This window comes from Parvibaculum sp., from assembly GCF_040882025.1.
Lineage (GTDB): Bacteria > Pseudomonadota > Alphaproteobacteria > Parvibaculales > Parvibaculaceae > Parvibaculum.
This window is the reverse complement of record NZ_JBBECC010000050.1, coordinates 16,945-37,386: the sequence shown is the minus strand read 5'-3', so window position 1 is coordinate 37,386 and position 20,442 is coordinate 16,945. Positions and strand designations below refer to the sequence as shown.

Sequence of the window (20,442 nt, the reverse complement as noted above, 5' to 3'; positions counted from 1 at the left end):
CAGGCCATCGTCATGGTGGGCGCGCGCGGCAACCTCGCGGCACAGGACACGCTGACGCTGGCGCGCGACGTCGAGGACATCGTGTTGTCGACCGACGGCGTCAGAACCGTCTTCACGCGCACCGGGCCCGGCCTCGGCTCCGGGCGGACGGGTCGCGGCGACGTGCCGAAGGACCTCATCGCCCAGTTGATGATCGAGCTGAAACCTTACGAGGAGCGCGCCAAGGGTGCGGTCATTCTCGATGAAATCCGCCAGAAGACGAACCGGCTGCCCGGCATCAAGGTGGAACTCCGGAAGCTCGAGGAAGGTCCGCCGACCGGCAAGGACATCCAGATCGAGCTGACGTCCAACGACTACCCGCGGCTGCTGCAGGCGACCACCAGAATCCGCGATCATCTCGACCGGAATGTCGGCGGGCTGATCGACGTCGAGGACGGACGGCCGCTGCCGGGCATCGAATGGGTGATGACCGTCGACCGTGAACTCGCCGGCCGTTTCGGCGCCGACGTGACCTCGGTCGGCGCGACGATCCAGCTCGTCACCAACGGCATCCTGATCGGCAAATACCGGCCCGACGACGCGCAGGACGAGGTGGACATCCGCGCCCGCTTTCCGGACAGCTACCGCGTGCTCGACCAGCTCGACCATTTGCGCGTTCAGACGCAGAGCGGTCTCGTGCCGATCTCGAATTTCGTCAAGCGCACGGCACAGCCGCAGGTCGGCTCCATCGAACGCATCGACGGTTATCGGCGCATCGTGGTGAAGGCGAACACCGCCTTCGACCGCGAAACCGAGAGCAAGATCAATGTCGACGAGAAAACGCGCGAGATACAGGAATGGGTCGATGCGCAGGATTTCGGTCCGGGCGTTCGTGTCCGGTTCCGCGGCGCCAACGAGGAACAGGCGGAGTCCGCCAGCTTCCTCGGCGGCGCGCTCGTCGCCGCGCTGTTCCTGATGTTCGTGATCCTGCTGACGCAGTTCAACAGCTTCTACCATTCGGTGCTGACGCTTTCGACCGTGGTCTTGTCGACCATCGGCGTGCTGATCGGCATGATGGTTACGGGCCAGCCCTTCTCCGTCATCATGACGGGCACGGGCATCGTTGCGCTGGCCGGCATCGTCGTGAACAACTCGATCGTGCTGATCGACACCTACCAGCGCCTGCTCGGCGAGGGCATGGAGGTGGTCGAGGCCGTCTTGCGCACGGCGGGCCAGCGGCTCAGGCCGATCATGCTGACCACGATCACCACCATGTTCGGCCTGCTGCCGATGGCGCTGCAGATCAATCTCGATTTCGCGGCGCGCGAGATCGTTCTCGGCGGGCCGGTCGCCGTGTGGTGGGTGCAGTTGTCGACGGCGATTATTTTCGGCCTCGGCTTCTCGACGCTGCTGACGCTGGTGCTGGTGCCGGTCCTGCTGGCCGCGCCGACGACGTTCCGGATCGGGCGCCGGCAACGACGCCAGGCGTCCCGCCAGGCCGGTTCGATGGCGCACCCCGCCGAGTAGGCATGGTCCCTATTCGGCGGCGACCGGATTGGCGAGAAGGCCGACCCGCTCGATTTCGACCTCGATCCGGTCGCCCCGTTTCATCCAGACGGGCGGCGTGCGGGCAAAGCCGACGCCGGCCGGCGTTCCCATCACCAGGACGTCGCCGGCCTCGAGCGTCATGCAGGCGCTCAGAAGCGCGATCGTCTCGTCGACCGGGAAAATCATGTCGCGCGTATTGGCGCTCTGCATGACCGTGCCGTTAAGGCGCGAGGCGATGGCAAGCCCCATGGCGCCCGGCGGCAATTCATCCGCCGTCACAAAGGCCGGGCCGAAGGCGCCGGTGCCGTCGAAATTCTTGCCGATGGTCCATTGCGGCGTCCGGCGCTGATAGTCGCGCACCGAAACATCGTTGAAGCAGCTATATCCCGCCACATAATCGAGCGCATCGGCGCGGGCGACATGGCGCGGCACCGTCCGGCCGATGACGGCCGCGAGTTCCGCCTCGAAATCGAGCTGTTCGGAAACGCGCGGCCGCACAACCGCTTGCCCGCTTGCGACCAGCGAAGTCGCGCAGCGCATGAAGAAATTCGGATAATCCGGCTTCTCGCGGCCGCCTTCGGCCGCATGTTCGGCATAGTTGAGGCCGAGACAGATGATCTTGCCGGGACGCGGGATGACCGGCAGCAGCGTCAAACCGTCGAGCGGCAGACGCGGCGCGTCGGGCGCCGCCTCTTTCGCCGCCTGTGCGAGTCCCGCCTTGCCGGCACGGATCGCATCGATCAGCGCGATACTGCCGAGATCGGCGACGGTGTCGCCCTCGACCAGCCCGAGCCGCGCCTTGCCCGCCGTTTTGAATGTCACAAACCGCATCGGATCCTCCGCTTGTTGCCGCCGTTTATCCCACGGCGGCAGGCCGCGCGCCAGATCGCAACTTTCCCCCAAACGCTCGCCATCAGACGCTCCCCATGCGACGGTAAGGGTCCGATTCGCCTCCTCTTCCCGGATTGCGCCTGCCGATGAATGCTCCCGCCGCCGCCTGCGCTCCCGAGCGGCAAATCCTGAAAGATGTTTTCGGCTTCGACGGCTTCCGTCCCGGACAGGAAGACGCCGTCCGGACGCTGCTTTCGGGCCGCCATCTCCTCACCGTCATGCCGACGGGATCCGGCAAATCGCTCTGCTTCCAGGTGCCGGCGCTTGTCATGGGCGGGCTCACCCTCGTCGTCTCGCCGCTCGTCGCGCTGATGCAGGATCAGGTCTCGGCGCTCCGGCTTGCGGGTGTCGCCGCCGACAGCATTAATTCCTCGCTCTCGCGCGAAGACAATGTCGCCGCCTGGCGGCGCGCCGCCGCGGGCGAGACGCGGCTTCTTTATCTCGCGCCCGAGCGGCTGATGACCGAGCGCATGCTGGCCGCCCTTGCGCGGCTCGATGTCCGCCTCATCGCCGTCGACGAAGCGCATTGCATCTCGCAATGGGGGCCGGCCTTCCGGCCCGAATATGAGGGCCTCGCGCGGCTGCGCGACCTCTTTCCCGATGTGCCGATCGCGGCTTTGACGGCGACTGCCGACGAGGTGACGCGCGCCGACATTGCCGAGCGGCTTTTCGGCGGCCGCGTCGACATGCTGGTGCTCGGTTTCGACCGGCCCAATATCCGCCTCACCGTGTCGCCGAAAAAGGAGTGGAAGCGCCAGCTTCTCGACACGGTCGGGCGTCACGCGGGCGCGAGCGGCATCGTCTATTGCCTGTCGCGCCGCAAGACCGAGGAGACGGCCGAATTTCTCGCGGGCGAGGGGATCAAGGCGCTTCCCTATCATGCCGGCATGAGCAAGGAAGCGCGCGAGGCCAACCAGAACCGCTTCATGACCGAACGCGGCATCGTCATGGTCGCAACCATCGCCTTCGGCATGGGCATCGACAAGTCGGACGTGCGCTATGTCGTGCATGCCGATCTGCCCGGCAGTCTCGAGGCCTATTATCAGGAGATCGGGCGTGCGGGGCGCGACGGCCAGCCGGCGGAAGCCCATATGCTCTTCGGGCTTGCCGACATCCGCATGCGCCGTTCCTTCATCGAGGAGGAAGCGGCGGGCGAGGAGCGGCGCCGGCGCGAGCATCGCCGTCTCGATGCGCTGCTCGCCTTTTGCGAGGCGCCGGCCTGCCGCCGCCAGATCCTGCTTTCCTATTTCGGCGAAGCATCCGAACCGTGCGGCAATTGCGATGTCTGTCTAGATCCGGCCGAACTCACCGACGGCACGGCGGAGGCGAAGCTGGTGCTCGCCGCCATCCGCCAGAGCGGCGCGCGTTATGGCGCGGCGCATGTGATCGACATTCTGCGCGGCAGCGAGACCGACAAGGTGCTGGCAAGCGGCCATAACGATCTTGCCGTTTTCGGCGCCGGCGCCGCGCGGCGCAAACCCGAATGGCAGGCGCTGATCCGGCAGCTGACGGCGGCGGGGTTTCTCGCCGTCGATATCGCCGGCTATGGCGGCTTGATGATTGCCGAAAAGGGAGAGGCGCTGATCCGGGGCGAGGGCGTCTTTCTCTACCGCGCCGACCATGTCAAACCGCGGCGCGAGACGCGCCGGGGCGAGGCGGCTGCGGCGATGGGCGAGGAGGCTTCGGCGCTCCTTGCCGCCCTCAAGGAATTGCGCCTCAGGCTTGCCCGCGAGCGGCAGGTGCCGGCCTATGTGATCTTTTCCGACCGGACGCTGGCCGACATGGCCGAAAGGCAGCCGCGCACCGTCGAAGAGTTCGCCGTCGTCAACGGCGTCGGCGCCGCCAAGCTCAGGGATTTCGCCGATATTTTCCTGACAACGATCCGCGCCCATGGCGCGGGCGCCGCCGCCGCTTGATCCATCCCGGCGCTGCGCTACCCTTCGCCGCGGGGAAGCCCGCCGGCAGGGATAAATTATGGCTAATATCGAAAAATCGTTCCCTTCGCCCCTGCATCGGGCCGCATGCCTGCTGCTGCTTCTCGGCGCGCTGACGATCGGCCTGCCAGCGCCCGCCTCGGCGGCCGACGAGGCCGGCAGCACCGAAGTCGACCTCACCTACCGGCTCTATGGCGGCGGCCTGCTGATCCTCTCGCTCGATACCAGGGCCGAGCTTGACGCCACCCGCTACCGGATCGCTTCCGACATCGCGACCGAAGGTCTTGTCGACCGGTTCTTTCACGGCCGCATGTCGTCGCGCGCGCATGGGCTGCTAACGGAGGCGGGTCCGCGGATGCAGCGCTACAGGCAGCACTACAAGGGCAGCTTCGGCGAACGTTCGGTCGATATGCGGCTTGCGGATGATGGCGGCTACGACGTCGAGGCCGAACCCGACGCCGGCTATCTCGAGCATGGCCCGCTCGATCCGAAAGCGGTCGTCGGCACGGTCGATCCGCTGACCGCCTCGATCTATGCCGCCCTCGCCGGCGCCGGCAAGCCTTGCGCAAACAGCATCCCCGTTTTCGACGGGCGGCGCGTCTACGATCTCGATTTCTCGCCGCCGGCAACCGAACGGCTGGTGCCGCGCATCGCCGGCGAGTTTGCGGGCGACGCCTGGCGCTGCAAGATCCTCTACAAGCCGAAATCGGGCTTCACGCGCGAATGGCATATCAAGCGGATCAAGGATCCGCTCAGGCCGGCGATCATCTGGCTGGCGCGTTTCGAGGGCACGGACAACGGCGACGGCGAAAAACGGAGCCTGCTGCTGCCGGTGCGGCTCGAAATCAGCTCGGCCTATTTCAGCGCCGTCGCCCATCTGACGCGCGCCAGCATCGACGGGCGCGAGCTGATCGCCAGCAGCGAGGACACGGGCGGCTGACGGCCTTCGGCCTGCGACCTGCGGGATTCACGCATCTTTGAGCGGTTTTTGCGGGCGGCTCTTTATCTTCCCACCCTCCCCCATCGCCCAATTCCGTTGCGTCAGGGCGGCCGTTCATTTCTGCAGACCCGGCCGGCACCCGCGCAGTCTTGTATTCGTCCGCCGGGCGGTTATGACTCTTGCAACCGAACGCGCCAGAAACAACCGGGAGGCAAGGCTCATGGAAGAGCGCATCAAGACGACAATCGTGGAAGGGGTCGCCGATGTGCGTCTCAGCCGCGCCGACAAGATGAACGCGCTCGACGACGCGATGTTCATGGCCCTCCTCGAAACCGGTGAAAAGCTGAAAGCCGACAAGTCGGTCCGCGCCATCGTCATCTCCGGCGAGGGCCGCGCCTTCTGCGCCGGACTCGACATGGGCAATTTCGGGCGCATGGCGAGCGGCGAGCGCGAGGCGAACAAATCGGAGGTCACCGGCCGGCTCGCGCAACGCACGCATGGCATCGCCAACCGGGCGCAATATGCCGCTCTCGTCTGGCGCGACATTCCGGTGCCGGTCATCGCGGCCGTTCACGGCGTCGCCTTCGGCGGCGGCTTTCAGGTCGCGCTCGGCGCCGACATGCGCTTTGTGGCGCCCGGCACGCGCTTCTCGGTCATGGAAATCAAATGGGGCCTCGTGCCCGACATGGCCGGCATGTATCTGATGCGCGGGCTGGCGCGCGAAGACGTCATCCGCGACCTCACCTATACCGGCCGCATCTTCGAGGCGGATGACGCGCTCGCTTACGGTTTTGCAACGCGGCTCTGCAACGACCCTCATGCCGAGGCGCTGACGGTCGCACGCGAGATCGCCGACAAGAGCCCGACCGCCATCCGCGCCGCCAAGCGCATCCTCAACGATGCGCCGGACGCCGATGCCGCCGCGATCCTGCTCGCCGAATCCGTCGAGCAGGACAAGCTCATCGGCGGCGCGCACCAGAAGGAAGCCATCATGGCCAATCTCGAAAAGCGCCGCCCCAAATTCGCCGGCTGATCCGGCACCTCCCATCATTTCCATCGAAAGACGAAGGCAACACACATGAAGACGCGCATTACCGAACTTTTCGGCATCCAGCATCCGATCATTCAGGGCGGCATGCATTTCGTCGGCCTCGCCGAAATGGCGGCGGCGGTTTCCAATGCCGGCGGGCTCGGCATCATCACCGGCCTCACCCAGCCGACGCCGAAGGATCTCGCCAACGAGATCGCCCGGTGCAAGAAGATGACCGACAAACCGATCGGCGTGAACCTGACCTTCCTGCCGGGCTTCGCCAATCCGCCCTATCCGGAATATATCAAGGCGATCATCGACGGCGGTGTCACGATCGTCGAGACGGCCGGCCGCAGCCCCGAAGCCTATATGCCGCCGATGAAAGAGGCGGGCATCAAGGTCATCCACAAATGCACCTCCGTCCGCCATTCGCTGAAAGCCGAACGCATCGGCTGCGACGCCGTCAGCGTCGACGGTTTCGAATGCGGCGGCCATCCGGGCGAGGACGACATTCCGAACATGATCCTGCTGCCGCGCGCGGCCGAGGAACTGAAAATCCCCTTCGTCGCCTCGGGCGGCATGGGCACGGCCTCGCAGCTCGTCGCTTCGCTGGCGCTCGGCGCCGACGGCATCAACATGGGCACGCGCTTCATCGCCACCAAGGAAGCGCCGGTGCATGAGAACGTCAAACAGGCGCTGATCGCGGCCAGCGAACTCGACACGCGCCTGATCATGCGCCCCTTGCGCAACACCGAACGCGTGCTCGCCAATGCGGCGGTCGACAAGATCGTCGAGATCGAGCGCGAAAAAGGCGCCAACCTCGGCATCGACGACATTCGCGAACTGGTCGGCGGCGTCTATCCGCGCGTCATGCAGGGCGGCGAAATGGATGCCGGCGCCTGGAGCTGCGGCATGGTCGCCGGTCTCATCCACGACGTCCCCACCTGCAAGGAACTGATCGACCGCATCATGTCGGAAGCCGAGACGATCATCCGCCAGCGGCTCGAAGGCCTGCTCGCCGCCTGATGGCCTGGCGTGTCACCCATGGCCGCATCGCCGCGCATGTCGTTTCATGCGCGGCGGGCGCCGGCGTGGTCGTCGGCGCCGAAGCGCTGCTCAGGCTTGCCGGCGTGCCGCTGCCCTTCGATCCCGCCTGGGCCTGGATCGACTTTCTCGGCATCGCCCTCGTGATCGGCGTCGTGACGGCCTCGTTCTTCTACAAGGATGTCGAGGAGTAGGCCGTCACGCCACCTCGAAATCCTCCCAGACGGGCGCGCGCATATCGGCCTCGAACTTCTCGTAGGTCCATGGCCATGAGGCAATGTTGCCGAAGGGGTCGATGTACCAGCTCTTGCAGCCGGTCGCCCAGACCGTGTCGGGCAGTTTCGCGCGCACGGCCGCGTTGAAGGCTTGTGCGGCTTCGCGTTTCGGCGCGATCTCCGACAGATTGCCGTCCTTCAGTTTCAGGATCAGCTGCAGCGCGAAGTTGAACTGGTTTTCCGCCGTCAGCAGCCAGGAGAAATTGCCGATCGGGCTGTTCGGTCCGCCGATCATGAACCAGTTGGGAAAATCGGGCACGGTGACGGCCTTGTAGCCCTCGTTTCCCTTCGCCCAGGCCGCGTCCATCGTCCGGCCTGCCCGGCCCGTCACCTGCATCGGCCGGAAAAGCTGATGCGTGTTGAAGCCGGTTGCCAGCACGATCACATCGAGCGCATGCAGGCGGCCGTCTTTCGTGCGGATGCCGTCGCGCTCGAAACGCTCGATCGTCTCCGTCACGACGTCGGCATTCGGTTTCTGGATCGCGTCGTAGAAATTGTCCGACAGGATCATCCGCTTGCAGCCGACCGCGTAATCCGGCGTCAGCTTCGCCCTGAGTTCGGGGTCCCGGACGCGGGCGAGGTTTTCCTCACACGCCTTCACCATCGCCTTGTAGGCATGGGGATTGGCGCCGACGATCGCGGCGGCGAATTTCGAATTGTTCTCGAACGAGATGCGCTGATATTCCTGTTCGAGCAGCGCCGGGTCGGCGCGGTAAAGCGCCCTCTGTTCCTCGGAGATCGGCGCCTGCGGCAGCGGCAGGATCCATTGCGCCGTGCGCTGGAAGAGGCTGAGCTTCGCGACCTCGTCGACCACCGCGCCGGTGATCTGCGTCGCCGTCGAGCCGGTGCCGATCACGCCGACGCGCTTGCCCGTGAGCGACACCTCGTCCTTCCAGCGCGCGGTGTGAAAGGCCTCGCCCTCGAAATCGGCGAGCCCCGGAATGTCCGGATAAACCGGATGATGCAGCACGCCGGTCGCCGTGATCACCGCATCGAAAGCGCCCTGGCTGCCCTTCGTCGTCTCGAGATGCCACTGGCCGTCGCGCCAGTCGGCGCGCACCACCTCTTGGCCGTAGCGGATCGAGGCTTCGGCGTCATGCTTGCGCGCGACGTTCTTCAGATAGTCGAGGATTTCCGGTCCCGGCGCGCAGACATGGCTCCATTCGGGATTGGGTTCGAAGGAATAGCGATAGCCGTGCGAAGGCACATCGCAGGTGACGCCCGGATAGCGGTTGTCGCGCCAGGTGCCGCCCAGCGCCTCGGCCTTCTCGAAGATCGTCACATCCCCGATGCCGGCCTCGCGCAGCTTGATCAGCGCCATCAGGCCCGAGGCGCCCGCGCCGATCACCGCGATCCGGAGTTTTCTGTCATGCGCCATGCTGTCGGTCCTTGTGTTCGGTTCGCGGCGACCGGCCGGTCCGGCGGCGGGGTATCCGAAAACGGGGATAAGTTCCTGTTATCCCCGCTTTCGAGAGACCCCAAAACCGGGGACAAGTTTTTTTCGACGCCCCGCCACCATCGTTTATGACAGTTTTGTGACAGTTCCGTGACAGAGGGGGGGTCCGCTGCGGTTTTTCGCTGTCACGCGCCGAGTTCGAAGCCCTCGTAATCGGCCGCCGCGACCTCGGCCAGCTTCTCGCCATAGACCCCGACACCGCCCGCATAAGGCATGAAGATGCGCGGCTTGCCGGGAATGTTCGCCCCCATGTACCAGGAGTTCGCCTGCGGATAGAGCGTTGCCGCCGCGACCTCGTTGACGTGATCGACCCAGAGATCTTCGGCTTCTTTCTTCGGTTCGATCGAACGAATGTTGCCTTCCGTCAAACGTCCGATGCAATCGGCGATCCATTCGACGTGCTGTTCGATCGAAACGATCATGTTCGACAGAACGGAAGGACTGCCGGGGCCTGTGATGAAAAACAGATTGGGAAAGCCGGCCGATCCCAGTCCGAGATAAGTGCGCGGTCCCGCCGCCCATTTTTCGCTGAGCTTTGCGCCGTTTCTGCCGGCGATGTCGATGTTCGTCAGCGCGCCCGTCATCGCGTCGAAGCCGGTCGCGAAAACGATGCAATCGGCTTCGTATTCTTTGCCGCCGCAACGAATTCCTTTTGCGGTGATCTTCTCGATCGGCGTCTTGCGGACATCGACCAGTTCGACATGCGGCGCGTTGAAGGTTTCAAGATAATGCGTGTCGAGACAAAGGCGCTTGACGCCGATCGGATGATCGTTAGGCAGCAGCAGATCGACGACGTCGGGGTTCTCGATGACGGCCCGCATTTTCGCGCGCGCGAAATCGGCTGCCTGATCGTTGGCCTCGTGCGTCGCCATCAGATCGCCGAACGCGCCGAGGAACGCAAAGCCGCCCTTGTTCCAGCGGCTCTCGAGTTCGCGCTTCCGGTCCTCCGGCGTCATCTCGGCGGCCAGCGTTTCATTATATTCGAAGCAGATGATGCCGCCTGGCGTTGTGCGCGCATGCTGGCGATCCTGCAGCAGGGTCGCTTTCGATTTTTCGATTTCTTCCTTCGGCAGCGGCCTGTTGCCGGCCGGCAGCGTGAAATTCGCCGTACGCTGAAAGACCGTCAGATGCGCAGCCTGTTCGGCGATCAGCGGAATGCTTTGAACGCCGGACGAACCCGTGCCGATGACGGCGACGCGTTTTCCGGTGAAGTCGACGCCTTCTTTCGGCCAGTCGCCGGTGTGATACCAGGCGCCCTCGAACTCATCGAGGCCTTCGAAGTCGGGAACGCGCGCGGCGGAGAGGCAGCCCGTCGCCATGATGCAGAATCTCGCTTGCACGCGATCGCCGCGATCGGTCCCGATCGTCCACAAACCGGCGCGCTCGTCATAAGCGGCCGACGTCACGCGCGTCGAAAACCGCATGTCGCGGCGCAGGTCGAGACGGTCGGCGACATAGTTCTGATAGCGCAGGATTTCCGGCTGCGCGGCATAGCGTTCGGTCCATGTCCAGTCGCGCTGGATTTCATCGGAAAAGCCGTACTGGTATTCGAGACTTTCGACATCGCAGCGCGCGCCCGGATAGCGGTTCCAGTACCAGGTGCCGCCGACGCCATCGCCGACCTCGAAGACGCGTGCCGTGAGACCGAGCCCGCGCAGGCGATGAAGCATATACATGCCGGCAAAGCCCGCGCCGACGATGACGGCGTCGAATTCCGTTGCGTCCGGCGGCGCGGACGCTGCGTTGATTTCCTGAGACACGATCGAACCTCCCGATTTTATTGTTGCCCGATTGTAGCTCCGGGCGGGGCCGGCACAAGGGCGCTGAGCGCGGCGATGCGAGGGCAAGGAAAGGTCTTTACCCTGGAAATATCCAAGCAAAAACAATCAGGTAGATAGTTTCGGCCAAAATGCGTCCCAAGGTCATATTCGTCTTGACAAGAAGTGTGCACTCACTTACTTTCTGATCGTGGCCGGCGTTGGCGGGCCTCGGGAACATTCGAGAAGGGCAAGCGACATGATCACCCTCCGCAGCTTCATCAACTGGCTCAGGACCATGAGCGCGAGCAACCGCGCTGCGCTGAAGGCCCGGGCAAGCAGCGCGCTTTCCGACCTGCGCCAGGCGCACGGGAAAATCGCCGCCGAGGCGAAAACGCTCGACCGGCAATTTGCGAGCGAGCTGCGCTACAAGTCGGCACTGGCGCGGATCGACGCGCGGCTTCTCGATCTCACGAACCGGTTGCTCGTCGCCGAAATGGCGGGAGACCGCGCCTCGGCCGAGGCGCTGGCCGCCGCGGCGACGCAATGGGAAGCTCGCCGGAAGTCCTGCGAAGCGGAACTCAACCTCGTCCGCCGACGGATCAACACGACCCGCCATGGCTGGGCGAAGCTCGAAAAGGATGCGCGGCAGATCGGCGCGTGGCTGCGCCAATCGCTTGCCGGCGCGCGCCCGGTCTGGGCGGACGCCGTCCGCCGCATGGGCGAGAAGCTGATGGCGGGCATGGCGGCGGAACGGGCCCGCATCGCGGCCATGATGACAAAGAGCGCCCTTCTCCATGATGGCCGCGACCTCTCGGCGCCGCTGGCGCAATTGCGGCGCTTCAACGTTGCCCGCCAGCGAATCGGTGTGGACGATCTGCGCTACCTCCTTACGGGCAATCCGTGTGCCGCCAATCCGCGGCGAAGCTGATACGATTCGTTCCGACCGATTCAATCCGGCGACCCAGCGACAAGTGAGACCGGCATGCCCCGCGCGCCCGACACAAAGACCAGGATCGAACGTGCCGCCCTGGAACTCTTCGTCAATCAGGGCATCATGGAAACCCGCACGAAGCAGATCGCCGAGGCGGTGAAGATTTCCGAAGGCACGATCTATCGCCATTTCGAAAGCAAGGACGAACTCGCGCGCGAGCTTTTCAAGCGGCAGCATGCCAGCCTTGCCGAGGCGATCAAGGCGGCGGCTGCCGGACACAAACATATCGACGACCAGGCGCGCGCCATCGTGGACGCCTATTGCACGATGGCGGACCGCGACTGGCTGCTTTTCCGCTACCACCAGCTCAGCCAGCATGCGCTGCTGCGCTATTTCGATCCGAACCTTCCGAACCCCGTCGCCGTCGTCGTCGATGTCGTGAAAGCCGCGATGGCGCGCAAGGAAATCCCGAACGACGATGCCAATGTCCGTGCCGCCATGGCGCTTGGCGTCGTATTGCAAGCCGTCACCTTCAAGGCCTTCGGACGCATCAAGGGACCTCTGTCGAAACACAGGGATGTCTTTTCAGAGGCCATCATTGCCGTCCTGCACACCAGGACGCCCGCCCATTGAACGGAGCCGCATCATGCGTTCCTTCCTTTTCAACCTTTGTTTCTACGGCTTCACGGCACTTGTGGCGATTGCCTGCCTGCCGCTGACCTATCTCAACTCGCCGAAGCCTGTCGCCGCCGTGCTGCACTGGTGGGCGAAAGGGATCGTCTGGCTCCTGCACAATGTCGCGGGCATCAGGCTTGAGGTGCGGGGGCATGAAAATATCCCGGCCGCCGGCCCGAGCCTCATCGCCTCGAAGCATCAGAGCTTTTCCGACGGCATTCTTGTGCTGTCGCTCTTGCCCAACATCGCGACCGTGGCGATGAAGGATCTGCTCGACTATCCGGCGATCGGACGCATCCTGACGAAGCTCGACATGATCATGGTCGATACCTGCGGCGGCGGCACGGAGCGGAACAAGCTCAGCACGGCGGCGCGGCGCGCCTTCGACAATGACCGGCACATCCTGATCTATCCCGAAGGACAGCTCGTGCCGGTGGGCGACCGCGAACGCTACAAGATAGGCATCTACCATCTTTACACCGATCTCAACCTGCCGGTGACGCCGGTGGCGACGAATGTCGGGCTCTGCTGGCAGTGCCGCGCCTGGCGCAAGACACCGGGGACGGCCGTGCTTTCCTTCCTCGAACCGATCCGCACGGGCCTCGACAAGGATACCTTCATGCGCGTACTCGAAGACACAATCGAGGCCGAGACGGCACGCCTCGTGGGAGAAGCGGCATGAGCGAACACAAGCATCATTCGCAGTTCCGGCTGCTTCGCTCGCCGCGGTTCATGCCGCTTTTCGTCACGCAGGCGCTCGGCGCCTTCAACGACAATATCTTCAAGAACGCGCTCGTGATCCTCATCACCTATTCGGCGACGGCGAGCCTTGATGGCGTCGACACGCAAACACTGGTGGCGCTGGCGGGCGGCATTTTCATTCTTCCGTTCTTTCTCTTTTCCGCGACCGCCGGACAATTCGCCGACAAGCTTCCCAAACCCGACCTCGTGCGAAAGGTGAAGCTCCTCGAAATCGCGATCATGATCGCGGCCGCCATCGGCTTCACGGTCGGAAGCCCGGTCATGCTGCTGACCGTTCTCTTCTTCATGGGCACCCAGTCGGCCATTTTCGGGCCGCTCAAATACGGATTGCTGCCGGAACTTCTGGAGGAAGAAGAACTGGTGGGCGGCAATGCGCTGATCGAGACGGCGACCTTCCTCGTCATCCTGATCGGCACACTGCTCGGCAGCCTGATCGTGCTGAAGGCACATGGTGTGACCGCCGTTTCCCTTCTCTGCATCGGCATTGCGGTGCTGGGCTGGCTGGCCTCGAAGCGCATTCCCGACCGGCCGGCGGCGAGCCCGGATATCCGCATCAACTACAATGTGGTTTCGGAAACGCTGAAGATGGTGGCATTCGGTTACCGCGACCTGCCGATCTTCCGTTCGATCATCGGCATTTCCTGGTTCTGGCTGGTCGGCTCCGTCTTCATCATCCTGTTTCCGGTCTTTTCCCGTGACGTGTTGAGCGGCAACGAGCAGATCGTCGCCATGCTGCTGGCGATCTTTTCCATCGGCATCGGCATCGGCTCGCTCCTCTGCGACAAGCTGCTGGGTGGCAAGGTGCGCGACTATTACGTGCCCGTGGGTGCGTTGGGCATCACGCTCTTTTCCGCCGATCTCTTTTTCGCGAGCGAACCGATGCTCACGACCGGCACGGGCGCGTTCATCGGTATCCTCGCCTTCCTGCAGGTTTGGGAGAACTGGCGGATCGTCGGCGACCTGTTCGGCATCGCGGTTTGCGGCGGGCTCTACATCGTGCCGCTCTACGCGATCCTGCAGGCGCGAAGCGAACCGCACTACCGCGCGCGACTGATCGCCGTCAACAATGTGCTCAATGCGCTGGCGATGGTCGGTGCGTCGGGCTTCATCTTCTGGCTCACGGATGAGGGTACGTCGATACCCGGCATCTTCCTCGCGATCGGGCTGTTGAACATTCCGGTCACGCTCTACGTCTCCTTCGTCGTGATCTCGACCGCCGCGCAACGTCTCGCGAAGAGAGTCAGTTCCTGACGCCGGGTGAATGCATATGCGGATTGAACGAAGTGGCTCCTTTCCCGCTGCCGCGACACGCCGGTCCGGGGATCGGCGCTCGTCCGGCAAGCCGTCGATATCGCCGGAGGAGCCGCGCCGCACCGGTCGCCGGCGGCGACATGGTCATGCCCGCCTGAGATCACGGAACCGATCGCAACCAATCGCCGCCGTGCAGACAGATATCAAAACAACTAATGGAAATTGGTGGAGCCAGACGGAATCGAACCGACGACCTCTTGCATGCCATGCAAGCGCTCTCCCAACTGAGCTATGGCCCCGCCTTGTATCCGGTTCGGGATGGGCCCCGCACCGACGGTGGCGGAACTTAGGGCCGCGCCCCCCGGCGATCAAGAGAAACTTGATGCCGGAGAGATTGCGCGACAACGGCGTTCCGCCTTGCCGTTATTTCAATCGTCGTCGCTCTTGCCGCCGCGCACGATGCCGGTGACGTCCTCGTCCTCGTCGTCGGGCAGGAAGGCGTCTTCGGTGTCGTCGTCCTCGACTTCGACATCCACATCGACATCGACATCGATATCCTCGTCATCGACATCGGCCGCCAATTCATCGTCGCGCATCGCATCCAGCGAAACGGTATCGCCGTCCGCGACAACGACGCGTTTCAGCGGTTTCTCTTTCGGCTTTTCAGCCGGCTTTGCGCGCTTCGCCTTGGCGCCTGTGTCGGGCACATATTCGTGCTTGCACTTGGGGCACGCGACCGGATTCTTGTTCAGGTCGTAAAACTTCGCGCCGCAGCTCGGGCAATCGCGTTTGGTTCCCAACTCCGGTTTCGACAAGCTTGCACTCCCCCGCGTCTATCCGCGTCTTGCGCGCCCAGGATCAGCCCGGCGCGCGGCATATGGCCTTGAAGGATTTTCCCATTGCCACGTTAAGTTGCTCCTGTCAAAACCTATTCGCGCCGTGGCCGCCCGCAGCCGCTCCGCCTGGGACGGGCCGGGGCGCTTCTTCGGCGTCTCCCGGCAACACCAGTATCGGAAGCGCCTTGGCTCATTCTCCCGCCACTCCCCTCACAGCCGAGCCCTCGGCCCGCCTCACCGGCCGGATCGATCTGCCCGGCGACAAGTCGATTTCGCACCGGGCGCTGATTTTCGGCGCGCTGGCGGTCGGCGAGACACGCATTACGGGACTTCTCGAGGGCGCCGACGTGCTGGCGACTGCCGAGGCCATGCGCCGTCTGGGCGCCCAGGTGGAGCGCCATGCCGACGGCTCATGGTCGGTCCATGGCGTCGGTGTCGGCGGCCTGAAGGAGCCCGATCAACCTCTCGATTTCGGCAATTCGGGAACCGGCGCGCGCCTCGTTATGGGTCTCGTGGCGGGACATCCGATCACGGCCACTTTCATCGGCGACGCCTCGCTGTCGCGTCGCCCCATGGGCCGCGTGATCGCGCCCCTGACCGATATGGGGGCCACATTTCATGCGCGCGAGGGCGGCCGGCTGCCGCTGACGCTGATCGGCGCGCGGCGGGCGATGCCCATTGCCTATCCCTCCCCCGTCGCCTCGGCGCAGGTCAAATCGGCCGTGCTGCTGGCCGGCCTCAATGCGCCGGGCCAGACCACCGTTATCGAGGCGACGCCGACCCGCGATCATACCGAGCGGATGCTTCGGGCCTTTGGCGCCGACGTTCACGTCGAGCCGGGACCGCGCGGCCTCGTGGCCATCCGCCTGACGGGCGAGCCCGAACTCAGGCCCTGCCCCATTGCGGTGCCGGGTGATCCTTCTTCCGCTGCCTTTCCGGTCGTCGCGGCCCTGCTGACGCCGGGCTCGGAGATCGTCGTCCGGGGCATCACGCTCAATCCGCACCGGGCGGGGCTCTACACGACGCTGATGGAAATGGGTGGCGATATTGAAGTAATGAACCAGCGTGAGGAAGGCGGCGAGCCGGTTGCCGATCTGCGCGTCCGGTCGAGCCGGTTGCGGGGCATCGAGGTACCGCCGGAGCGCGCCGCCTCGATGATCGACGAATATCCCGTGCTCGCGGTCGCCGCCGCCTTTGCCGAGGGCGAAACAAAAATGCTCGGCATTCACGAGTTGCGCGTCAAGGAAAGCGACCGTATCGCCGCCACCGCCTCGGGCCTGCGCGCCAATGGCGTCAAGGTTCGCGAGAGCGAGGACGGGATGATCGTCGAAGGCCGCGGCGGCGAGGTCGCGGGCGCCGGCCATGTCGCGACCCAGATGGACCACCGCATCGCCATGTCCTTCCTCGTCATGGGTCTGGCCGCGCAAAAGCCCGTGACCGTCGACGATGCCTCGATGATCGCAACCAGCTTTCCCGATTTCGTGCCGCTGATGCGCGGGCTCGGGGCGACCTTCAGCGGCGCGGGTCAATGATCGTCGCGGTCGACGGGCCGGCCGCCTCCGGCAAGGGCACGCTTGCCCGGGCACTCGCCCGCCATTACGGCCTCCTCTATCTCGACACCGGCTCGCTCTACCGGGCGGTCGGCCAGGCCGTGCTGGCCGCGGGCGGCAACCCTGCCGACGAAAAGGCCGCGCTTGCGGCCGCCGAGGCGCTCGATGCCGCCCGGATCGACGAAAAAGCGATCCGCACCGCCGAGGCCGGTCATGCAGCCTCCGTGGTCGCCGCCATGCCGGCCGTCAGGGCGGCCATTCTGGGGCTGCAGCGGCGGTTTGCCGCCCAAAAGCCCGGTGCCGTTCTCGACGGGCGGGATATCGGTACGGTCGTCTGTCCGGATGCCGATGTGAAACTTTTCGTCTCCGCCAGCCCCGAGGTGCGCGCGCATCGGCGCTGGCTCGAACTCAACAATTCGGGGTCGGGCCTCTCCGAGGCACAAGTCCTTGAAGATGTGAGGGAAAGAGACCGCCGCGACGCCGAGCGGGCCGCCAGCCCCATGAAGCCGGCGGCCGACGCACACTTGCTCGACACCTCCAATTTGAGTATAGAAGCGGCGTTCGACGCTGCCGTCGCGATCATTGACAAAGCAATGGGTTAAGCGCGTTTTCGCCTTCGGGGCGGCGCGCATTTTTCGCATTGGTTTGGCCGATGGTTTCGCCGGCCGGGTCGCGCTTTTCGCAACCTTTAACCGACACCGCCCAAATCCACATGCTCCCGGACGTTTTACGATCTCGGGGGAAGACCCGCGGACCCAACCGCCGGCCGGAATAAAAGCATCGTCAGGAGACTTTTACATTGGCTAACACCTCAAGCGCGCTCAATCCGAGCCGCGAAGATTTCGCCGCCCTGCTGGAGCAGTCCTTCATCGACAGCAATATGCAGGAAGGCTCCGTCATCAAGGGGACGGTCGTTGCCATCGAAAACGACCTCGCCATCGTCGATGTCGGCCTCAAGACCGAAGGCCGCGTCGCTCTCAAGGAATTCGCAACGCCCGGCAAGCCCGCCAACATCAATGTCGGCGACATTGTCGAGGTCTATCTCGAGCGCATCGAGAACGCGATGGGCGAAGCGGTGCTCAGCCGCGAGAAAGCCAAGCGCGAGGAAAGCTGGATTCGTCTCGAGGTCGCCTTCGAGAAGCAGGACCGCGTCGAGGGTCAGATTTTCGGCCGCGTCAAAGGCGGCTTCACGGTCGATCTCGACGGCGCCGTGGCCTTCCTGCCCGGCAGCCAGGTCGATATCCGCCCCGTGCGCGACGTGACGCCGCTGATGAACATTCCGCAGCCCTTCCAGATCCTGAAAATGGACAAGCGGCGCGGCAACATCGTCGTCTCGCGCCGCGCGGTGCTCGAAGAGACCCGCGCCGAACAGCGCCAGGAACTGGTCGAGAATCTCAAGGAAGGCCAGGTGCTCGAGGGCGTCGTCAAGAACATCACCGATTACGGCGCCTTCGTCGATCTCGGCGGCGTCGACGGCCTGCTCCACGTCACGGACATCGCGTGGCGCCGCGTCAACCATCCGACCGAAGTGCTTTCGATCGGCCAGACGCTCAAGGTTCAGGTCATCAAGGTCAATCACGACACGCAGCGCATCTCGCTCGGCATGAAGCAGCTCGAGGCCGATCCCTGGGACGGCGTCGAGGCGAAGTATCCGCTCGAAGCGCGTTTCAAGGGCCGTGTCACCAACATCACCGATTACGGTGCGTTCGTGGAGCTTGAGCCCGGCGTCGAGGGTCTCGTCCATGTCTCCGAGATGAGCTGGACCAAGAAGAACGTGCATCCGGGCAAGATCGTTTCCACCTCGCAGGAAGTGGAAGTGATGGTGCTGGAAGTCGATCCGGTGAAGCGCCGCATCTCGCTCGGCCTCAAGCACTGCATGGACAATCCCTGGACGACTTTCGCCGAAAAGTATCCCGCCGGCACACTGGTCGAGGGCGAGATCAAGAACATCACCGAGTTCGGTCTCTTCATCGGCCTCGACGCCGATGTCGACGGCATGGTGCATATGTCCGATCTCGACTGGAACCGTCCGGGCGAAGAAGCCATGACCGATTACCAGAAGGGCCAGGTCGTGAAGGCGGTCGTGCTCGATGTCGACACCGAGAAGGAACGCATCTCGCTCGGCATCAAGCAGCTCTCGGGCGACCCGATGGAATCGCTGGGCGACATCCGCAAGGGCGCGGTCGTGACCTGCACGGTCACGGCCGTCACCGAGAACGGCCTCGAAGTCACGGTCGGTGCCGACGACATGTCGGCCTTCATCCGCCGCGCCGAACTTGCCCGCGACCGCGCCGATCAGCGGCCGGAGCGTTTCTCGGTCGGCGACAAGATCGATGCCCGCGTCACGCAGTTCGACCGGGCAGGCCGCAAGATCCAGCTTTCGATCAAGGCGCTTGAAATCGCCGAGGAAAAGGAAGCGGTGGCGCAGTACGGTTCGTCGGATTCAGGCGCGTCGCTCGGCGACATTCTGGGTGCCGCGCTCAACAAGGCCGGTTCGGACGACAAGTAACGCCGCAACGGGCGGGGCGACAAGCCCCGCCCGCCGCGCTAAGCTCCGGCTCCGATTTTTTCCTGTTCGGAGGTCAATCCCGTGTCGCTCGATGCAGATACATTGACGGACAGGCGGCGTTTGAAACGCCGCCTGTTTTTTTGGCGCGCCGGCGCCATCCTCGCAGCGGCCGTCGCCCTTGTCGTGCTGGTGTCCGAAGGCGGCTGGCCGGGCCGCTCGCATATCGCCCGCGTCGAAATCGGCGGCATTGTCATCGACGATCGCATTCAGCGTGAAATGCTGGAAAAGATCGCCGAGGATTCGAGCGTCAAGGCAGTGATCCTCGCCATCGACAGCCCCGGTGGCACGACGACGGGGGCCGAGGCGCTTTACGAATCCATCCGCCAGGTCGCGGATGAAAAGCCCGTTGTCGCGGTGCTCGGAACGGTCGCGGCGTCGGGCGGTTATATCGTCGCGATGTCGGCCGACCGCATCGTCGCGCGCGGCAACACCATCACCGGGTCGATCGGCGTCATCTTCCAATGGGCGCAGCTCGAAGACCTTCTGAAGCATATCGGCATCGAGATGCGCGACGTCAAATCGGCGCCGCTGAAAGCCGAGCCGAATCCCTTCAGCCGGCCGAGCCCGGAAGCGCTGCGCGTCACCAAGGAGCTGGTCGACAGTTCCTATGACTGGTTCCTGCGCCTCGTCGCGGAACGGCGCGGCATGGATGCGGCGACGGCGCGGCGGCTCGGCGACGGCCGCGTCTTCACCGGCTGGCAGGCTGTGGAAAACGGGCTTGTCGACGAAATCGGCAGCGAAGAGCAGGCGATTGCCTGGCTTGCCGAGGAACACGGGCTCGATGCCCGCCTCCCTGTCCAGACATGGGAACCGGCCTATCCAGGCCTCGGCGTCGCCGGCTTTGTCGGGCAGACGCTCGGCGAGGCGATAATCGTTGCCGGCGAAGTCGTGGCCGGAAAAACACAGCAGACAAAAAGACTTACACTTGACGGTCTGACAAGCGTTTGGCAACCTGACCGCCAATAAGGGGAGAGTCAGGACCGTTTCCGGTGACGGTCGAGGACAGCGCGA

At 64.4% G+C, this 20,442-nt stretch carries 17 protein-coding genes, 1 tRNA gene and 1 pseudogene; 14 read left to right on the top strand and 5 right to left on the bottom strand.

What is annotated here, in order from left to right:
• Window positions 1-1,506 (top strand): efflux RND transporter permease subunit (locus tag WEB61_RS03250; protein ID WP_368062890.1); only part of this gene is annotated, 1,506 nt, incomplete at its 5' end.
• Window positions 1,507-1,515: 9 nt separating this feature from the next.
• Here the strand turns inward: WEB61_RS03250 and WEB61_RS03245 are convergent.
• Window positions 1,516-2,358, bottom strand: coding sequence for a fumarylacetoacetate hydrolase family protein (locus WEB61_RS03245; protein WP_368062889.1), 843 nt, complete (start codon window positions 2,356-2,358; stop codon window positions 1,516-1,518).
• Between the two features lie 146 nt (window positions 2,359-2,504).
• On the opposite strand from WEB61_RS03245, the gene recQ reads away from it, so the two are divergent.
• The 5 genes and pseudogenes from recQ to WEB61_RS03220 all read left to right on the top strand — a co-directional run bounded on the left by recQ (window position 2,505) and on the right by WEB61_RS03220 (window position 7,560).
• A complete protein-coding gene (recQ, locus tag WEB61_RS03240) occupies window positions 2,505-4,334 on the top strand; it encodes a DNA helicase RecQ (protein ID WP_368062888.1) in 1,830 nt (609 codons plus the stop codon).
• 58 nt (window positions 4,335-4,392) lie between these two features.
• Window positions 4,393-5,292, top strand: coding sequence for a DUF3108 domain-containing protein (locus WEB61_RS03235; RefSeq protein WP_368062887.1), 900 nt, complete (start codon window positions 4,393-4,395; stop codon window positions 5,290-5,292).
• Between the two features lie 220 nt (window positions 5,293-5,512).
• Window positions 5,513-6,325 carry a crotonase/enoyl-CoA hydratase family protein gene (locus tag WEB61_RS03230; RefSeq protein WP_368062886.1) on the top strand — a complete coding sequence of 271 codons (813 nt, stop codon included), beginning with the start codon at window positions 5,513-5,515 and terminating at the stop codon, window positions 6,323-6,325.
• A gap of 39 nt (window positions 6,326-6,364) precedes the next feature.
• Window positions 6,365-7,348: pseudogene (locus WEB61_RS03225) on the top strand (NAD(P)H-dependent flavin oxidoreductase); the annotation flags it as partial.
• Window positions 7,348-7,560: a hypothetical protein gene (locus WEB61_RS03220; protein WP_368062885.1), complete on the top strand. Its 213-nt coding sequence runs from the start codon at window positions 7,348-7,350 to the stop codon at window positions 7,558-7,560. The pseudogene WEB61_RS03225 and the gene WEB61_RS03220, both read left to right, overlap by 1 nt.
• Before the next feature lie 4 nt (window positions 7,561-7,564).
• Here WEB61_RS03220 and WEB61_RS03215 read toward each other — a convergent pair whose 3' ends face one another.
• Window positions 7,565-9,019 carry a flavin-containing monooxygenase gene (locus WEB61_RS03215; protein WP_368062884.1) on the bottom strand — a complete coding sequence of 485 codons (1,455 nt, stop codon included), beginning with the start codon at window positions 9,017-9,019 and terminating at the stop codon, window positions 7,565-7,567.
• A 203-nt stretch (window positions 9,020-9,222) separates the two neighbouring features.
• Window positions 9,223-10,857: a flavin-containing monooxygenase gene (locus WEB61_RS03210; protein WP_368062883.1), complete on the bottom strand. Its 1,635-nt coding sequence runs from the start codon at window positions 10,855-10,857 to the stop codon at window positions 9,223-9,225.
• Window positions 10,858-11,113: 256 nt separating this feature from the next.
• Between WEB61_RS03210 and WEB61_RS03205 the strand changes: the two genes are divergently transcribed.
• The 4 genes from WEB61_RS03205 to WEB61_RS03190 are packed head-to-tail and all read left to right on the top strand — an operon-like array spanning window position 11,114 to window position 14,476.
• Window positions 11,114-11,785 (top strand): hypothetical protein, encoded by a 672-nt coding sequence (locus WEB61_RS03205; protein ID WP_368062882.1) that lies wholly within the window; start codon window positions 11,114-11,116, stop codon window positions 11,783-11,785.
• A 54-nt stretch (window positions 11,786-11,839) separates the two neighbouring features.
• A complete protein-coding gene (locus tag WEB61_RS03200; protein ID WP_368062881.1) occupies window positions 11,840-12,421 on the top strand; it encodes a TetR/AcrR family transcriptional regulator in 582 nt (193 codons plus the stop codon).
• A 13-nt stretch (window positions 12,422-12,434) separates the two neighbouring features.
• Complete coding sequence (locus WEB61_RS03195; protein WP_368062880.1) at window positions 12,435-13,145, top strand: lysophospholipid acyltransferase family protein; 711 nt, start codon at window positions 12,435-12,437, stop codon at window positions 13,143-13,145.
• The gene (locus WEB61_RS03190; protein ID WP_368062879.1) at window positions 13,142-14,476 is read left to right on the top strand and encodes an MFS transporter; all 1,335 of its coding nucleotides are present in this window, start codon (window positions 13,142-13,144) and stop codon (window positions 14,474-14,476) included. The genes WEB61_RS03195 and WEB61_RS03190 overlap by 4 nt, the downstream gene beginning before the upstream one ends.
• Before the next feature lie 223 nt (window positions 14,477-14,699).
• Here the strand turns inward: WEB61_RS03190 and WEB61_RS03185 are convergent.
• Window positions 14,700-14,775, bottom strand: a tRNA-Ala gene (locus tag WEB61_RS03185).
• Window positions 14,776-14,904: 129 nt separating this feature from the next.
• Entirely contained in the window at window positions 14,905-15,291 is a 387-nt protein-coding gene (locus tag WEB61_RS03180; RefSeq protein WP_368062878.1) for a TIGR02300 family protein, read from the bottom strand.
• A 206-nt stretch (window positions 15,292-15,497) separates the two neighbouring features.
• Between WEB61_RS03180 and aroA the strand changes: the two genes are divergently transcribed.
• From aroA to sppA, 4 genes are all read left to right on the top strand, one after another.
• Window positions 15,498-16,844, top strand: a complete 1,347-nt coding sequence (gene aroA, locus WEB61_RS03175) for a 3-phosphoshikimate 1-carboxyvinyltransferase (protein WP_368062877.1) — start codon at window positions 15,498-15,500, stop codon at window positions 16,842-16,844.
• The gene (gene cmk / locus WEB61_RS03170) at window positions 16,841-17,464 is read left to right on the top strand and encodes a (d)CMP kinase (RefSeq protein WP_368062876.1); all 624 of its coding nucleotides are present in this window, start codon (window positions 16,841-16,843) and stop codon (window positions 17,462-17,464) included. The genes aroA and cmk overlap by 4 nt, the downstream gene beginning before the upstream one ends.
• A gap of 197 nt (window positions 17,465-17,661) precedes the next feature.
• On the top strand, window positions 17,662-19,371 hold the full coding sequence (rpsA, locus tag WEB61_RS03165; protein WP_368062875.1) for a 30S ribosomal protein S1: 1,710 nt from the start codon (window positions 17,662-17,664) through the stop codon (window positions 19,369-19,371).
• A gap of 81 nt (window positions 19,372-19,452) precedes the next feature.
• On the top strand, window positions 19,453-20,397 hold the full coding sequence (gene sppA / locus WEB61_RS03160; protein WP_368062874.1) for a signal peptide peptidase SppA: 945 nt from the start codon (window positions 19,453-19,455) through the stop codon (window positions 20,395-20,397).
• Window positions 20,398-20,442: the final 45 nt, after the last annotated feature.

Bases quoted from the DNA above. Each gene is read 5' to 3' on its own strand.
- WEB61_RS03205 (WP_368062882.1), top strand. From the start codon at position 11,114: ATGATCACCCTCCGCAGCTTCATCAACTGGCTCAGGACCATGAGCGCG.
- recQ (WP_368062888.1), top strand. From the start codon at position 2,505: ATGAATGCTCCCGCCGCCGCCTGCGCTCCCGAGCGGCAAATCCTGAAA.
- WEB61_RS03220 (WP_368062885.1), top strand. From the start codon at position 7,348: ATGGCCTGGCGTGTCACCCATGGCCGCATCGCCGCGCATGTCGTTTCA.
- WEB61_RS03215 (WP_368062884.1), bottom strand. From the start codon at position 9,019: ATGGCGCATGACAGAAAACTCCGGATCGCGGTGATCGGCGCGGGCGCC.
- cmk (WP_368062876.1), top strand. From the start codon at position 16,841: ATGATCGTCGCGGTCGACGGGCCGGCCGCCTCCGGCAAGGGCACGCTT.
- WEB61_RS03230 (WP_368062886.1), top strand. From the start codon at position 5,513: ATGGAAGAGCGCATCAAGACGACAATCGTGGAAGGGGTCGCCGATGTG.
- WEB61_RS03245 (WP_368062889.1), bottom strand. From the start codon at position 2,358: ATGCGGTTTGTGACATTCAAAACGGCGGGCAAGGCGCGGCTCGGGCTG.
- WEB61_RS03200 (WP_368062881.1), top strand. From the start codon at position 11,840: ATGCCCCGCGCGCCCGACACAAAGACCAGGATCGAACGTGCCGCCCTG.
- WEB61_RS03195 (WP_368062880.1), top strand. From the start codon at position 12,435: ATGCGTTCCTTCCTTTTCAACCTTTGTTTCTACGGCTTCACGGCACTT.
- WEB61_RS03190 (WP_368062879.1), top strand. From the start codon at position 13,142: ATGAGCGAACACAAGCATCATTCGCAGTTCCGGCTGCTTCGCTCGCCG.
- WEB61_RS03235 (WP_368062887.1), top strand. From the start codon at position 4,393: ATGGCTAATATCGAAAAATCGTTCCCTTCGCCCCTGCATCGGGCCGCA.